Source organism: Streptomyces purpurascens (genome assembly GCF_045040895.1).
Classification (GTDB): Bacteria; Actinomycetota; Actinomycetes; order Streptomycetales; family Streptomycetaceae; genus Streptomyces; species Streptomyces purpurascens.
The window spans coordinates 4,557,638-4,571,248 of record NZ_CP108341.1 but is presented as its reverse complement, the minus strand read 5'-3'; the positions used below and the strand labels follow the sequence as shown (position 1 = coordinate 4,571,248).

Sequence of the window (13,611 nt, the reverse complement as noted above, 5' to 3'; positions counted from 1 at the left end):
TTCAGCCGATCTGCGCGTTCTTGGAGACGGTCACCTCGTCGATGTCGGAGGTCCGCACGGTGACGTCGACCTGCCAGTCGCCGGCCATGGGGATCTGCACTCCGTTCGCCGACCAGTGTCCGGTAGCGAGGTGGTCGGGGACGACGGGCAGGGGCCCGATGTCCTTGGCTTTCAGGGTGAAGTCGACCTTCACCTCGGGGATGTCGAAGGCCCGGCCGTTGGGCCGCTCCACGTAGACGTGCATCTCGTTGTCGCCCACGCGTGCGGGGTCGAGGTCGACCGTGACGATGCCCTTGCCGTCCTCGCCGCCGGTGTCGAACGGCATGTTCAGGGTCAGCGCCCCGGATGCTCCGGCGTCGGCGGAGGCGGATGCGGAGGACGAGGCGGCCGCCTTGGCCTCCTGCTCCGTACGGCCCGGCTCGGTCTGCGTCAGCACGGTGGTGACGGCGAGCAGGACGACCGCGATGCCGGCCTCGGCCAGCACGGAGCGGCGCAGGCCGAGACGGTCGGGGTCGGAGTCCCGCAGCTGCTTCTGCCGGGCGGTGTCCCGAGCGGCCCGCTGCCGGGCGAGCTGCGCGGCGCGCTCGGCGTCGGCGGGCTCGGTATCGGCGGGCTCCGCTTCGTCGGGCTCAGTGTCGTCGGGCTCGGGGTCAGGCTGCTCGTCGGCGTCATGGCCGGTGCTCGTGCCGGTCCGGTCTTCGCCGGAGGCGTCGGCGTCTGTGCCGCCGGAGGCATCAGCGCCCGCACCGACTCGCGCCATTTCCCGCTCCGCCGATGCCGACACGGCCTCCACCAGCCGCCCTGTCCAGCGCCGCGAGATCCACGCGACGCCGACCAGGACGACCACGAGGGCGATCTTGGCCAGGAGCAGCTGCCCGTACCGGGTGTCGGTGAAGGCCGACCAGGAGCCGAGCTGGCGCCAGGACTGGTACGTCCCGGTCGCGATCAGCGCGAGCACGCTGCCGAAGGCGACACGGGAGAAGCGGCGTACGGCCGCCGCGTCGACGGGCGCGTCGGCTGGTGCCCGGTACAGGGCGACGAGGAGCGCGCCCAGCCCGCCGAGCCACGCGGCGACGGCGAGCAGGTGGATGACGTCGACGGGCATGGAGAGGGACGCCTGGAGCCCGACCGAGGCGTGCTCGGACATCGCCCAGCTCGCGGCGAGACCGGCCGCCACGACAACGCCGCCGACGGCGAGACCGAAGGTCAGGTCGCGCTTCTCCTGGGCGTCCTCGCGCTTGTCGTACGCTCCGAACAGCACGGAGATGAACAGTGCCGCCGCGGCGAGCAGCAGCAGCCGGGACACCAGGGCCGCGCCGGTCTTGGTCTCCAGCACCTGCCCGAGCAGGGACAGGTCGAAGACGTCGGCGACCTTCCCGGAGCCGGTGTAGGAGCCGCGCAGAAGGAGCAGGGCGAGGGTCGCGGCGGTGAGCGCGAGCCACCCGGAGACGACGAACCGCTGCACCGGCCGCACCCCGGAGCCGCGCCGCCAGCAGGCGAGGACGAAGGCGGCGCCGCCGGCCATCACGATGAACCCGGCGTACGACACATACCGCCCGGTGCCGTACAGCCAGCCGACGACCCCGTCGTCGGTCGCCTGCTGGGAGACCGACGCGGATGTCTTGGAGGGGGCGCCGATGGAGAAGGTGTAGGCACCGGCGACGGGATGGCTGTCCGCGGAGACGACCTGGTAGGCCACCGTGTACGTGCCGTCGGGCAGGCCCGGCTTCAGCCCCACGGCATACGTCGTGCCGCTCACGTTGGACGGCTCGGCCGTGTCGACGCGCTTGCCGTCGGGGTCGAGCACGCGCAGCGAGTCGTCGGACAGCGCGACCTGCTCGGAGAAGGTGAGCGAGATCCGGGCCGGGGCCTCCTGGACCACCGCCCCCTGCCCGGGGTCGCTGCCGGTCACCGCGGCGTGCGCGGAGGCCGGGCCCGCTCCCGCGAAGAGTGCGCAGGCCGCGGCCAGGAGCAGCAGCACCAGGTTCCGGACGCGGGGGGCGATGGTCTGCGTCACAGGGGTCCCTCCCTCAGTGTCCGGTCTTCGGGCGGTAGGTCGCCGACTTCACCGGCATCTCGACCTTGACGGGGCCTGAGCGGGCGAACCGCAGCTCGAGGGTGACCGTCTGGCCTTCCTTGGGCTTGCGCTTCAACTCTTCGAACATCAGGTGGTCGCCGCCGCTCTTCAGCACCAGTTCACCGTGGGCGGGGACCTTCAGGTCCTTGACCTCCTGCATGGCTCCGCCGACGGTCTCGTGCACGGTGACCTGCCCGGCGACATCGCTCGTGACCGAGGTCAGTTCGTCGGCGGCGCCGCCCTTGTTGGTGACGGTGAAGAAGCCGGCCGCCATCTCGTCGGAGACCGGCTGCGGCATGTACGCGGAGCCGACGGAGAGTTCCGCCTTCCCGTCCGCGGAGTCACCGCCGGAGTCCGAGCCGCCGCAGCCCGCCAGGGCCAGTGCCCCGGCCAGGACGAGGGCCGGCGGGCCGAGTCGACGCCTCACGGGTTCGCTCCCTTGACGATCTTGGGGAGGTCCTTGGTGTAGTCGTCGACGGTGGCGTCCTCGCCGTAGAGCACATAGCCGCCGTCGGTCTTCGGCGAGAACGCGATGACCTGGGTGCCGTGCTCGGAGATGACCTTGCCGTTCTTGTCCTTCCTCGGCGCGTCGATGGAGATGCCGAGGGTGCGGGCGCCGGCCTGGATGGTCGCGAAGTCGCCGGTGAGGCCGATGAACTGGGGGTCGATGCCCTTGAGCCACTTGCCGAGCTCGGCCGGGTTGTCGCGGTCCGGGTCGGTGGTGACGAACACAACGCGCAGATCGCCCTGTTCGGCCTTGGGCAGCTGCTTCTTGGCCACGGCGATGTTGCTCATGGTCGACGGGCACACGTCGGGGCAGTGGGTGTAGCCGAAGTAGATCAGCGTGGGCTTGCCCTCGGTCTCCTTGCGGAGGTCGTACTTCTTGCCCTGCGTGTCGGTGAGGACCAGGTCCGGCTTCTCGAACGGCTTGTCGAGGACGGTGGCGGCCTTCTCGGTGCCGGCCTCCTCCGACACCACGGCGACGGGCTTGTCGCTGTCGCCGCCGCTGCCGCAGGCGGTCAGGGTCAGAGAGGCGGCGGCGAGCAGAGCGGCCGCGGCGAAGGTCTTGGTGCGCATAGAAAAAATCCCAGATGTCGGTGACCCGGCGCGCACCGGGGTGTCCCCGCCCGAGGGGCGAGGACCCGGTGCGCGCCGTGCAACGGAAGCGGCGTCAGGCGTTGGAGCGCCGACGCCCGGCGAGCACGCCGTAGGCGACGCCCGCCGCGCCGACCACGATGCCGACGATGCCCAGGACACGGGCGGTGGTGTCGGTGCCGTCGGAGGAGTCGCTTTCGGCGGCGGTGGTCTTGGCGGAGGCCTTCTCGGCCGGCTCGGAGTCGGAGGCCTCGTCGCCCGACGAGCCGTGGTGCCCGTCCTCGGAGGCGGCGGACAGCTCCAGCACGGGGGCCGGGTTGTCGGGCTCCTCCTTGCCCTCCTGCGGCACCTCGATCCAGCGGACGACCTCCTTGTTGGAGTACGTCTGCAGGGCCTTGAAGACGAGTTCGTCGGCGTCCTCGGGCAGGGTGCCGATGGAGACCGGGAACTTCTGGAAGAAGCCGGCCTTGATGCCGTCACCGTCGGCGGTCCAGGTGACCTTGGTGACGGCCTCGGAGATCTTCTCGCCGTGCATCTCCAGCGGCTTGTCCAGCTTGGACTTGGTGACCTTGATGTCCCAGCCGGGCACCGGCTCCGGCATGACGGAGGCCAGCGGGTGGTCGGTGGGGAAGTTGACCTCGAGCTTGGTGGTGGAGGCGTCGTCGCGCTCGTTGGGGACCTTGAAGTCCACGACCGCGTAGCCGCCCTTGGCGGCCGTCCCCTCGGGCTGCACGGAGACATGCGCGAAGGCGGGAGCGGACAGGGCGAGAACGGTGACGCCGGCGGCGACACCGGCCGCGGCGATACGGGAAGCCTTCATGGAAGGAGCACTCCGCTGTGAGTCGGGTCGGGATGAGGAAGAGGGATACACGCACACGCGCGTGCCGCACGACGGCGGCCCCTCCTCCGAGCCGTCCGGGAATCCGAGGACTCAGAAGAATCCGGGGACATCCGAAGAAGCGGAGTGGTGGTCGCGTCGCGTCAGGCGGCGAGGGCGAGTGCGGAAGCGGGAGCCGTGACGGCCGGCGGGCCGCGCCGGATCACCGTGTGCTGCAGTGCGGTCGTGCACGGCATCTCCGGCACGGGCCGCACGGCGTGCGCGGGGCGCGGACGCGCCTCCGGCGCTCCCGGGAGGCCGGCACGCAGGGCGCGCACCAGCGCGAACGCCGCCCGCAGGGAGCGCACCAGCGCCCCTTCGGTGACGCCCTGCGCCGACAGTTCGGTGAGCCGCAGCAGCGCCAGGTCGCCGTGGCGCAACAGCCAGCCGGCGGCGATCGCCGCGAGGACATGGCCGAGCAGCATCGGCAGGGACGGCCACAGCGAGGCCGGTGCGGCGTCCGTGGTCACGTGTGTGTGGGCGCTGCCCGTCGGCTGGAGCCGGGCGTCGGTGAGGAGCTTGTGGGCCTGCGCCGGGCTGATCGCCGCCGCCGTGGTGCCGCACAGGAGCCGCGTGGCCTGCTGGACCAGCGCGGCGTCGCTCGCGCCCGTCGGCACGGAGGACGTGGTGGCGGCCGTACCGTGCTGGCCGAGTCCGAACAGGGTGTGCAGGACCGTCTGGCCGACCGCGAGCAGTGCCGCGATGCCCGGCAGCGAGCGCACGCGCCCCGCGAGCGGGGCCGCCACCGCGACCACCCCGAGGAACCCGGCGCCCAGCGTCCACAGCGGAATGCCCTCGCACGACGCCAGCGCGTGACCTGCCCCGGCCAGCACGACGCAGACCGCGGCGAACACCGCGGCCCGCAGGATCCGGAGCGGGTGTCCGGAGCGCGTCGCGCGCGCGTGGGGGGCAGTCATGGCGGGCTCATCATCGCACTGGCCCCGCGGGCCTCGTGCGGCAGGTCCGCAAGATGCCGTACGACCGGAACGTCACCCTCTGGCCCCGCGCGCCCCCACTTACACCGATGTTCGCTCCCACATACACCGATCAGGACCAGCGCGCATCCGCCGTATGGGCGGCGTCACGTCAACTTCACGCTTACATGCGGGGACTCGGGGCAATACGTAACGGTATGTCGAGCCGCAGCCAGGAGGCTGGAGCATGAGCATCTGGTGGTCACTCCATCTGCGGCGCGAAGCTGCCAGCGTGCCCCTCGCCAGGCGCCTGCTGATCGGCACGATGGAGACCGCGGGCGTCGACCCCGACATCTCCTACGATCTCTCCGTCGCCCTCAGCGAGGCCTGCGCGAACGCCGTGGAGCACGGCGGGGACATGGCACGCGGCCCTGGTTCCGAGGCGTACCGGGTCACGGCCTACCTCGACGGCGAGAAGTGCCGGATCGAGGTCGCCGACGCGGGCCCGGGTTTCCCCGCGTCCTCCGCCGCCCGGCCCCGCCCGCCGGTCCGGCCCGCGCACTCCGACGCGGAGAACGGCAGAGGGCTGTGCCTCATCCAGGAGCTCGCCGACCACGTCCACATCGGCAACAAGCCGGGCCGGGGCGGGGCCGTGGTGAGCTTCGACAAGGTCCTCAAGTGGCGCGAGGGCGCCGCGCCGCTGATGGCGGTCTGAACCCGCAGCGGTGTTTCACGTGAAACACGACCGCCGTGTGAAAAACCACCGCCATGTTTCACGTGAAACGTCTGCTGCCATGTCTGTCCCTACAGCGCACCCCAGTCCAACGTCGTCCGCGCCAGCCCCGCCACCTGCGTGAGCAGCCCCAGCCGGGCCGCACGGACCGCCGGGTCGGGGTCCATCACCAGCACCTCGTCGAAGAAGGCGCTGATCGCGTCGACCAGCGGCCCGGAGACCTCGATCAGTGCTCCGAGGTCGTCCTCGCGGCCGTGCAGCGCCTGGCGTACGGCCTCGGCGCTCTCGGCGAGGCGCAGCTCGGCGGGCGCGGTCAGCAGGGACAGGTCCGCCGTCTCCACGCCTCCCTCGGGGAGGATGCGCACGACGCGCTGGAACGCGGCGGCGAGTGCCTCGAACGCCTCCGTGCCGATGTGCCGCTCCAGCGTGGCCAGCGTCCGGTCGCCGTGGGCGGGCCGGTCGGCCCACACCAGGACGGCCTGGACGAGCCGGTGTTCGTGCCCGGCGTCGGTGAGCTGCTGCTCATAGCGCCGGGTGATCAGTTCGGCGGCCTCGGCGACCCGCTCGGCGGGCACCTCGACGCCCTGCGCGGCGTACCGTACGGCCGCAGCGCGCAGGCCGTCGCGCACCCGGATCCCGGCCACGGAGGGCAGGCTCCGCAGCACGTTGAGCAGCCCGATCGCGGCCCGGCGCACCCCGTAGGGATCGGAACTCCCGGTCGGCGCGGCGCCGATCACGAACATGCCGGTCACCAGGTCGAACCGGTCGGCGAGCGACAGCACGGCCCCCGCGTCCCCGGCGGGAAGGGCACCGCCGGCGGAGCGCGGCAACTCCATCTCGGCGAGGGCCCGGGCGACCTCCGCGGACTCGCCGGACCGGCGGGCGTACTCCTCGGCCATCACCCCGGCCAGTCCCGAGAACTCGATCACCATCTGGGACGCCAGATCGAACTTCGCCAGCGCACCTGCGCGCCGGACGACGTCCACCGCCTCCTGAGCCAGCCCGGCACGCCCGGCCAGATCGAGGGAGAGGACGGCGAGGCGCTCGGCGCGGTCGGCGACCGTACCGAGCCGGTCCTCGAAGGTCAGCTTGTCCAGCCGGCTCCTGAACTCCGCCGGCGGCACCTTCAGGTCCGCCCGCCAGAAGAACGCGGCGTCCTCGTAACGGGCCCGCAGCACCGCCTCGTTGCCCGCCCGCACCACGTCGTCGTCGCACAGGGCGTTGGCGAAGGTGACGAAGTGCGGCATGAGGCGCTCGCCGTCCAGCACCGGCAGATAGCGCTGGTGCTTGCGCATCACGGTGGTCAGGACGCTCGCGGGCAGTTCGAGATAGCGCTCGTCGAACGACCCCCGCACGGCGTAGGGGAACTCCAGGATGTCGGTGATCTCGTCGATCAGACCGGCCTGGCCCTCCACGTCGATCCGCCCGCCGACCTCGGCCGCCGCCTCCAGGGCACCGCGGACCACCGCGCCGCGCCGGGACTCCCGGTCGAGCAGGATGCCGTGCATGTGCAGGAAGTGCGGGTAGCCCTCGGCGGAGGTCACCCGGACCTCCGGATAGGGGGCCTGACGCTGCACCCGTGTCGTGTCGCCTGCGGAGAGGGAGGAGACCACCACGGGCAGGGGAGTACGCCCCAGCAGCGCGAGCAGCCAGCGCACGGGACGCGAGAACGACAGCCCCGGGTCGCTCCAGCGCATGTTGCGCCCGGCACGCAGTCCGGACACGACCTCGGCCAGCAGCTCGCTGAGCACCTCGACGGCCGAACGCCCCTCCTCGTGACGGGTGACCGCCACGTATTCGACGCCGTTGACGTCGACGACCCGTACATCCGACGGTTCGGCGCCCTGGCTGCGGGCGAAGCCGAGGAGCGCGGGGGTGGGGGCGCCGTCCTTGTAGGCGGCGGCGGCCTTGGGGCCGCGCACGGTCCGCATGGTGTCCCGCTCGCGCGGTTGCACAAGGTCGACCGTGATGACGATCCGGCGCGGTGTGGCCATCACGGTGATCGCGCCGTGCCCCAGCCGGGTCGCGGCCAGCTTGGCGGTGACCGACTCGCGCACCGCCTCGGTGGTGGCGGGCACGTCCGCGTACGGCAGTTCCTCCACGCCGATCTCGAACAGCAGCGTCTCGACGCCGGGCACCTTGGGCAGCGCGGGCCGCTCGGCCGGGGCCGGTGCGGCCGCCACGCCGAGCGGATACTCAAGCGAGGCCCGCCGCCGCTCCCACAACTTCGCCGACTCGTGCGTCAGAGAGCGCATCAGCGAGAACGCCTTGGCCCGTTCGGTGGTGCTGATGGCGCCGCGCGCGTCGAGCACGTTGAAGGTGTGGCTGCACTTGAGCACGTACATGTACGCCGGGACCGGCAGCTCCAGGTCGAGCAGGCGCCGGGCCTCGGCCGCGTACGCCTCGAAGAGCCGGTGGTTGGTGTCGAGGTCGGCGTCGTCGAGGTAGTAGCGGCTCATCTCGTACTCGTTCTGGCCGAACACCTCGCCGTATGTGATGCCCGGCGCGTAGACGATGTCCTTGAAGTGGGACACGCCCTGAAGGTTCATCAGGATGCGCTCGAGGCCGTACGTGATCTCCACCGAAACCGGATCCAGGGCGACACCGCCGACCTGCTGGAAGTAGGTGAACTGGGTGATCTCCATGCCGTCCAGCCAGACCTCCCAGCCCAGCCCCCAGGCGCCGAGCGCGGGTGAGGCCCAGTTGTCCTCGACGAACCGCACGTCGTGCGCGCCGAGGTCGACGCCGAGCGCCCTCAGGCTGCCCAGATACAGCTCCTGGGGGTTGCCCGGGTCGGGCTTGAGGATGACCTGGAACTGGGTGTGCGTCTGGAGCCGGTTGGGGTTCTCGCCGTAGCGCGAGTCGTCCGGCCGCACGCTCGGCTCCACATAGGCCACGCTCCAGGGCTCGGGACCGAGCACGCGCAGCGCCGTGGACGGGTTGGCCGTACCGGCTCCGACCTCGGTGTTCAACGGCTGCGTGATCATGCAGCCGTTGTCGCTCCAGTACTTCTGCAGGGTGAGGACGGCGTCCTGCATGGTCAGCGCCGTCTGGACGTTCTTCATGATCGAATCGCCTGTTCCCCGAGTCGGCCCGGCAAGGTCGGCCATGATCTCACACGCCAACTACCGCTGACCTGCTGTTTTTTGACCCGCGGCCCGTTGGCCGGATGCTTCCGGTCGATTCACAGCGGGCTCTCAGCCCGGCCTCACGAACCTGACGGGTGGCGTCCCTAGGTTCTCCGTTCCATGACGGGAAACCACAAGAACACCTCCATCACCCGGCGCCGCGCCCTCGCGGTCGCGGGCGGCACGGTCGCCGCGGGCGGCCTGGCAGCGGCCGGCTACCCGTCGGCCTTCGCGGACACGACGACCGCCACGACCACCGCGACGGCCACCTCCTCCGCGAGCTCCGGCACCTGCATGCAGCTGATGTCGAGCGTCACGGAGGGGCCGTACTACCTCGACGGCGCGCTGGTCCGCAAGAACATCACCGAGGGCAAGAGCGGCGTTCCGCTGACGCTGCGCCTGACCGTCGTGGACGCCACCGACGGCTGCACCCCGGTCCCCGGCGCGGCCGTGGAGATCTGGCACTGCGACGCCTGGGGCTACTACTCCGGCTACACCACCGCCAACCCCGGCGGCTCGGCCCCCGCCGAGAGCGAGGACGGCTCCACCGCCGACGACATGGTCTACGGCGGCGGCGCCTTCAGCGGCCTGCTCACGCTTGAAGCGGTGCGCAAGAAGGACCCGTCCAAGGGCTACAAGGGCTTCCTCACCCTGGGCATCGACCCCGACGCCGAGAACACGGGCGCGGGCAGCGGCGGCGGAGGCGGCACACCCCCGAGCGGCGCCCCCGCTCCCTCGTCCTCCCCCTCTGCCTGAGGTACGGCGATGAACAGCCGTGAGGACGAATCGCTCGCGCAGGCCGCCGTCGACGCGCTGGTCGGCCAACTGGCCCTGGCCCCCAAGCCGGGCCTGCCCGACCCGCGCGATCTGACCGCCCGGATCACCCGCCGGGACCACAGCGCCCTGCGCTGGTCGGCCAGGGCGCTGCTGCCCGGCCTCACGGCGATGGCCGCCGCGGCCCGCCGCACGGGCGAGCCCAGTGCCCGGCTCCGGGCGGAACTGGGCGCGATCGGCCGCTCCACCGAACACACCGTGGGTCTGACGGGCGGCGGCCACCGGGGCGCCCTGTGGACGCTCGGCCTGCTGGTCGCCGCGGCGGCGCTGAACCCGGGGGCGCGGCCGGCCGACACGACGGCCCTGGCCAAGCAGATCGCCGCCCACCCGGACCGCCGCGCCCCGCGCCGCCCCTCACGCGGCTCCACGGTGTCGGCCCGCTACGGCGCGGCCGGCGCGCGGGGTGAAGCCAGGGCCGGCTTCCCCCACGTCCGCCGCGCCCTGACCGCCCTCGCCACATCCCGCGCCCAGGGCGCGGACGAGCCCGAGGCCCGCCTGAACGCCCTGCTCACGGTGATGTCCACCCTCCAGGACACCGAACTGCTCCACACCGCGGGCCCGATCGGCCTGCGCCATGTCCAGGCGGGAGCGCGGGGTGTGCTGGAGGCGGGCGGCACGGCGACGGAGCCGGGTACCGAGGCTCTGCGAGCTCTGGACGCCGACCTCACCAGCCGAGCCTGGAGCCCGAGCGGCAGTGCGCCCCTACTGGCGGGCGCGCTCTTCCTGGACGGAGCCTTCTAGGGGCGCGGGGAACTGCGCGACCAGCCCCCACGCACCCGCGGGACCGAACTCAACCCTTGACGGAGACCATCCACGCCTCGACCTCATCCGACCGCCGGGGCAACGCCGCACTCAGGTTCCGGTTGCCACTCTCGGTCACGAGGATGTCGTCCTCGATCCGCACCCCGATACCCCGGTACTCCTCCGGCACGGTCAGATCGTCGGCCTGGAAGTACAGCCCGGGCTCGACGGTCAGGCACATCCCCGGCTCCAGCACACCGTCGACGTACGTCTCGGTCCGCGCGGCCGCGCAGTCGTGCACATCCATCCCGAGCATGTGACCCGTGCCGTGCAGCGTCCACCGCCGCTGAAGCCCCAGCTCCAGCACCCGCTCCACCGGCCCCTCGACGAGCCCCCACTCGACCAGCTTCTCCGCCAGCACCCGCTGCGCGGCATCGTGGAAGTCCCGGTACTTCGCGCCGGGCTGCACGGCCGCGATCCCGGCCTCCTGAGCCTCGTACACCGCGTCGTAGATCTTCTTCTGGAGCTCGCTGAACCGCCCGTTGACCGGCAGCGTGCGCGTCACATCCGCCGTGTAGTACGTGTGCGTCTCCACACCCGCGTCGAGCAGCAGCAGATCGCCCGACCGCACGGGCCCGTCGTTGCGCACCCAGTGCAGCGTGCAGGCGTGCGGGCCGGCCGCGGCGATCGTGCCGTAGCCGACGTCGTTGCCCTCCACGCGCGCGCGGAGGAAGAACGTGCCCTCGATGTACCGCTCGGAGGTCGCCTCGGCCTTGTCGAGGACCTTCACCACGTCCTCGAAGCCGCGGACGGTCGAGTCGACGGCCTTCTGCAGCTCGCCGACCTCGAAGTCGTCCTTGACCAGCCGCGCCTCGGAGAGGAAGACCCGCAGCTCCTCGTCGCGCTCGGCGGTGACCTTGTCGGTCAGCGCGGTCTCGATGCCGGCGTCGTACCCGCGTACGACCCGGACCGGACCGGTGGCCTCGCCCAGCGCCCCGGCCAGCTCGCGCACGTCGGAGGCGGGGATGCCGTACAGCTGCTCCGCCTCGGTCAGGGAGTGGCGGCGGCCGACCCACAGCTCGCCCTGGCCGTCCAGCCAGAACTCGCCGTTCTCCCGGTCGGAACGCGGCAGGAGGTAGATCGTCGCCTCATGGCCCTCGCCCTTGGGCTCCAGGACCAGGACACCGTCCTCGGTCTGGTTGCCGGTGAGGTAGGCGTACTCGACGGAGGCGCGGAAGGCGTACTCGGTGTCGTTCGAGCGGGTCTTCAGGTTGCCCGCGGGGATCACCAGACGCTCGCCCGGGAAGCGCGCGGACAGCGCGGCCCGGCGGGCGGCGGTCTCGGCGGCCTGGGGGACGGGCTCGAGGTCACGCAGCTCGGTGTCGGCCCAGCCGCTCTTCATGTTCTCGGCAAGCTCGTCGGACACGCCGGGGTACAGTCCGTTCTTCCGCTGCTTGATCGGCTCTTCGCTCTCGTCCGGGCCCGCTGCGTCAGCAGCAGAATCAGGCACTGCCGGGGTGAGCTCCTCCGCCACGGTCATCCTCCTCGATACGGCACTGGACCGTCCTCAACTGTACGGCGGCGCGGAAGCGGCCCCGGGGCGATGACGAGGAGCGTTACTCGAATCGCACCGCCAGCAGGACGACGTCCTCCGCGCCCTCGGCCGCGTCCAGCCCGTCCGGCAGCACGCTCCGCAGGACGTGGTCGGCGATCGCGCCCGGGTCGCAGCGCAGCGCCCGCGGCACTCCGGCCGCCGCCGCGTGCAGCCGGGCGAAGGCACGGTCGGTGGCCTCGCCGGTGCGGTGCAGCAGCCCGTCGGTGTACAGCAGAACCGTCTCTCCACGCTCGGCGAGGATCTCCACGCTCGGCGCCTCCCAGCAGGCGAGCATGCCCAGCGGGGCGGAGACCGACGTCTCCACGAACTCCGTGCGGCGCTGTCCGATCAGCAGCGGCGGGCTGTGCCCGGCGCCGGCCAGCGTGATCTTGCGGGCGGCGGGTTCGCAGTAGCCGAACAGCGCGGTGGCCGAGCGGGCCGGCTCGGTCAGCCGCAGCAGCAGCTCCAGGTCGGACAGGACCGCGACCGGATCCTCCCCCTCCATCACGGCGTACGCGCGCAGGGAAGCCCGCAGCCGGCCCATCGCGGCGACCGCGCTGGGCCCCGACCCGGTGACGGAGCCGACGGCGAGGCCGAGGGCGGCGTCGGGCAGCGGCAGCGCGTCGTACCAGTCGCCGCCGCCGCGCGGGCCGGTGCGGTGCCGGGCGGCGAGCTGGACGCCGGGCACCCGCGGCAGCCGCGAGGGGAGCAGCTCGTCCGACATCGTCGCCATGGCCGTGCGCGTGCGCTCCAGTTCGAGGAGCCGGGCGAGGTGTTCGGCGGCGTACTTGGCGTACAGGCCGACGAGGTGGCGCCGGCGCTCGTCCGGCTCGGCGGGTTCGTCGTAGAGCCAGACGGCGGCCCCGAGGCGGCCCGCGGTCCCGGTGGACAGGGGGAGGGCGTAGCTGGCGGCGTAGCCGAGACGGGCCGCGACCTCACGGTGCCGGGGGTCGAGCCCCTCCGCCGCGAACAGGTCGGGCTCGGCGATCCCGTCCTCGCCACCCGGCAGCCCGTCGAGGATCCGCCCGTAGGACAGGGCGCTGCGCGGCACGGTCTCGATGTGGCCGAGGTCGGCACGGGCCAGGCCGAGCCCGATGGTGGTGTCCGGACCGAGGCCGTCGCCGGGTTCCAGTACGACGAGGCCGCGCCGGGCGCCCACGAGCGCGGCTCCGGCCCGCAGCACTTCCTGGAGCGCCTCGTCGAGCGCCGCCGTACGGGCCAGGCGCTCGGTCAGCTCGTGGAGAGTGGTGAGGTCGGAGACCCAGCCGGCGAGACGGTCCTGCAGTACCGCGCCGGGTGGGGCCTGAGGGTTTGCGGGGACAGCCGGGGAGGTACCCGGCGCGCTGGGCGCGACAGTGTGTGCGGGTGCCGGAACCGTTGAATCGATTCCGGCCACTTTCGGAGGGTGCGGGGCGTTCATGGTCTCCGGCCTTCCGACCGGCGCGTACTGCTCAAAAGCATCGCAAACCCCCATGTCATTCTGCGCCGCCAGCAGTGTCTCCACATGTACACGCACTCGTGAGGAGATGTCCAGCATTGTCCTGCCGGGATTCCTGGTGTCCGTGAGCCCCGAGGGAGCAACTCCCCTTCCTCTTGCCGAAATGCAAAGTTGGCTTAA

At 72.1% G+C, this 13,611-nt stretch carries 11 protein-coding genes; 3 read left to right on the top strand and 8 right to left on the bottom strand.

Annotated elements, in window-relative coordinates; genetic code table 11:
- Window position 1: 1 nt before the first annotated feature.
- The 5 genes from OHU35_RS20835 to OHU35_RS20815 all read right to left on the bottom strand — a co-directional run bounded on the left by OHU35_RS20835 (window position 2) and on the right by OHU35_RS20815 (window position 4,966).
- Entirely contained in the window at window positions 2-2,017 is a 2,016-nt protein-coding gene (locus OHU35_RS20835) for a copper resistance CopC/CopD family protein (RefSeq protein WP_189727237.1), read from the bottom strand.
- A 13-nt stretch (window positions 2,018-2,030) separates the two neighbouring features.
- A complete protein-coding gene (locus tag OHU35_RS20830; RefSeq protein ID WP_189727238.1) occupies window positions 2,031-2,504 on the bottom strand; it encodes a copper chaperone PCu(A)C in 474 nt (157 codons plus the stop codon).
- On the bottom strand, window positions 2,501-3,154 hold the full coding sequence (locus OHU35_RS20825) for an SCO family protein (RefSeq protein WP_189727239.1): 654 nt from the start codon (window positions 3,152-3,154) through the stop codon (window positions 2,501-2,503). The genes OHU35_RS20830 and OHU35_RS20825 overlap by 4 nt, the downstream gene beginning before the upstream one ends.
- A 94-nt stretch (window positions 3,155-3,248) precedes the next feature.
- A complete protein-coding gene (locus tag OHU35_RS20820) occupies window positions 3,249-3,992 on the bottom strand; it encodes a YcnI family protein (RefSeq protein WP_189727240.1) in 744 nt (247 codons plus the stop codon).
- Between the two features lie 161 nt (window positions 3,993-4,153).
- Window positions 4,154-4,966, bottom strand: coding sequence for a hypothetical protein (locus tag OHU35_RS20815; protein ID WP_189727241.1), 813 nt, complete (start codon window positions 4,964-4,966; stop codon window positions 4,154-4,156).
- A gap of 244 nt (window positions 4,967-5,210) precedes the next feature.
- On the opposite strand from OHU35_RS20815, the gene OHU35_RS20810 reads away from it, so the two are divergent.
- Window positions 5,211-5,678: an ATP-binding protein gene (locus OHU35_RS20810; protein ID WP_189727242.1), complete on the top strand. Its 468-nt coding sequence runs from the start codon at window positions 5,211-5,213 to the stop codon at window positions 5,676-5,678.
- Between the two features lie 89 nt (window positions 5,679-5,767).
- Here the strand turns inward: OHU35_RS20810 and OHU35_RS20805 are convergent, their stop codons facing one another.
- A complete protein-coding gene (locus OHU35_RS20805; RefSeq protein ID WP_405506319.1) occupies window positions 5,768-8,761 on the bottom strand; it encodes a glycine--tRNA ligase in 2,994 nt (997 codons plus the stop codon).
- A 183-nt stretch (window positions 8,762-8,944) separates the two neighbouring features.
- On the opposite strand from OHU35_RS20805, the gene OHU35_RS20800 reads away from it, so the two are divergent.
- Both OHU35_RS20800 and OHU35_RS20795 read left to right on the top strand, forming a co-directional pair.
- Window positions 8,945-9,580 (top strand): hypothetical protein, encoded by a 636-nt coding sequence (locus tag OHU35_RS20800; protein ID WP_405506317.1) that lies wholly within the window; start codon window positions 8,945-8,947, stop codon window positions 9,578-9,580.
- A 9-nt stretch (window positions 9,581-9,589) separates the two neighbouring features.
- Window positions 9,590-10,399: a triphosphoribosyl-dephospho-CoA synthase gene (locus OHU35_RS20795; RefSeq protein WP_405506315.1), complete on the top strand. Its 810-nt coding sequence runs from the start codon at window positions 9,590-9,592 to the stop codon at window positions 10,397-10,399.
- Window positions 10,400-10,448: 49 nt separating this feature from the next.
- Here OHU35_RS20795 and OHU35_RS20790 read toward each other — a convergent pair whose 3' ends face one another.
- Together OHU35_RS20790 and OHU35_RS20785 are read right to left on the bottom strand one after the other, a co-directional pair.
- Complete coding sequence (locus OHU35_RS20790; protein ID WP_189727246.1) at window positions 10,449-11,939, bottom strand: aminopeptidase P family protein; 1,491 nt, start codon at window positions 11,937-11,939, stop codon at window positions 10,449-10,451.
- Between the two features lie 76 nt (window positions 11,940-12,015).
- Window positions 12,016-13,530 (bottom strand): PP2C family protein-serine/threonine phosphatase, encoded by a 1,515-nt coding sequence (locus tag OHU35_RS20785; protein WP_405506312.1) that lies wholly within the window; start codon window positions 13,528-13,530, stop codon window positions 12,016-12,018.
- Window positions 13,531-13,611 lie beyond the last annotated feature (81 nt).

Coding starts and splice junctions, on each gene's coding strand:
- OHU35_RS20825 (WP_189727239.1), bottom strand. CDS start 3,154: ATGCGCACCAAGACCTTCGCCGCGGCCGCTCTGCTCGCCGCCGCCTCT.
- OHU35_RS20820 (WP_189727240.1), bottom strand. CDS start 3,992: ATGAAGGCTTCCCGTATCGCCGCGGCCGGTGTCGCCGCCGGCGTCACC.
- OHU35_RS20815 (WP_189727241.1), bottom strand. CDS start 4,966: ATGACTGCCCCCCACGCGCGCGCGACGCGCTCCGGACACCCGCTCCGG.
- OHU35_RS20810 (WP_189727242.1), top strand. CDS start 5,211: ATGAGCATCTGGTGGTCACTCCATCTGCGGCGCGAAGCTGCCAGCGTG.
- OHU35_RS20805 (WP_405506319.1), bottom strand. CDS start 8,761: ATGAAGAACGTCCAGACGGCGCTGACCATGCAGGACGCCGTCCTCACC.
- OHU35_RS20800 (WP_405506317.1), top strand. CDS start 8,945: ATGACGGGAAACCACAAGAACACCTCCATCACCCGGCGCCGCGCCCTC.
- OHU35_RS20795 (WP_405506315.1), top strand. CDS start 9,590: ATGAACAGCCGTGAGGACGAATCGCTCGCGCAGGCCGCCGTCGACGCG.
- OHU35_RS20790 (WP_189727246.1), bottom strand. CDS start 11,939: ATGACCGTGGCGGAGGAGCTCACCCCGGCAGTGCCTGATTCTGCTGCT.
- OHU35_RS20785 (WP_405506312.1), bottom strand. CDS start 13,530: ATGCTGGACATCTCCTCACGAGTGCGTGTACATGTGGAGACACTGCTG.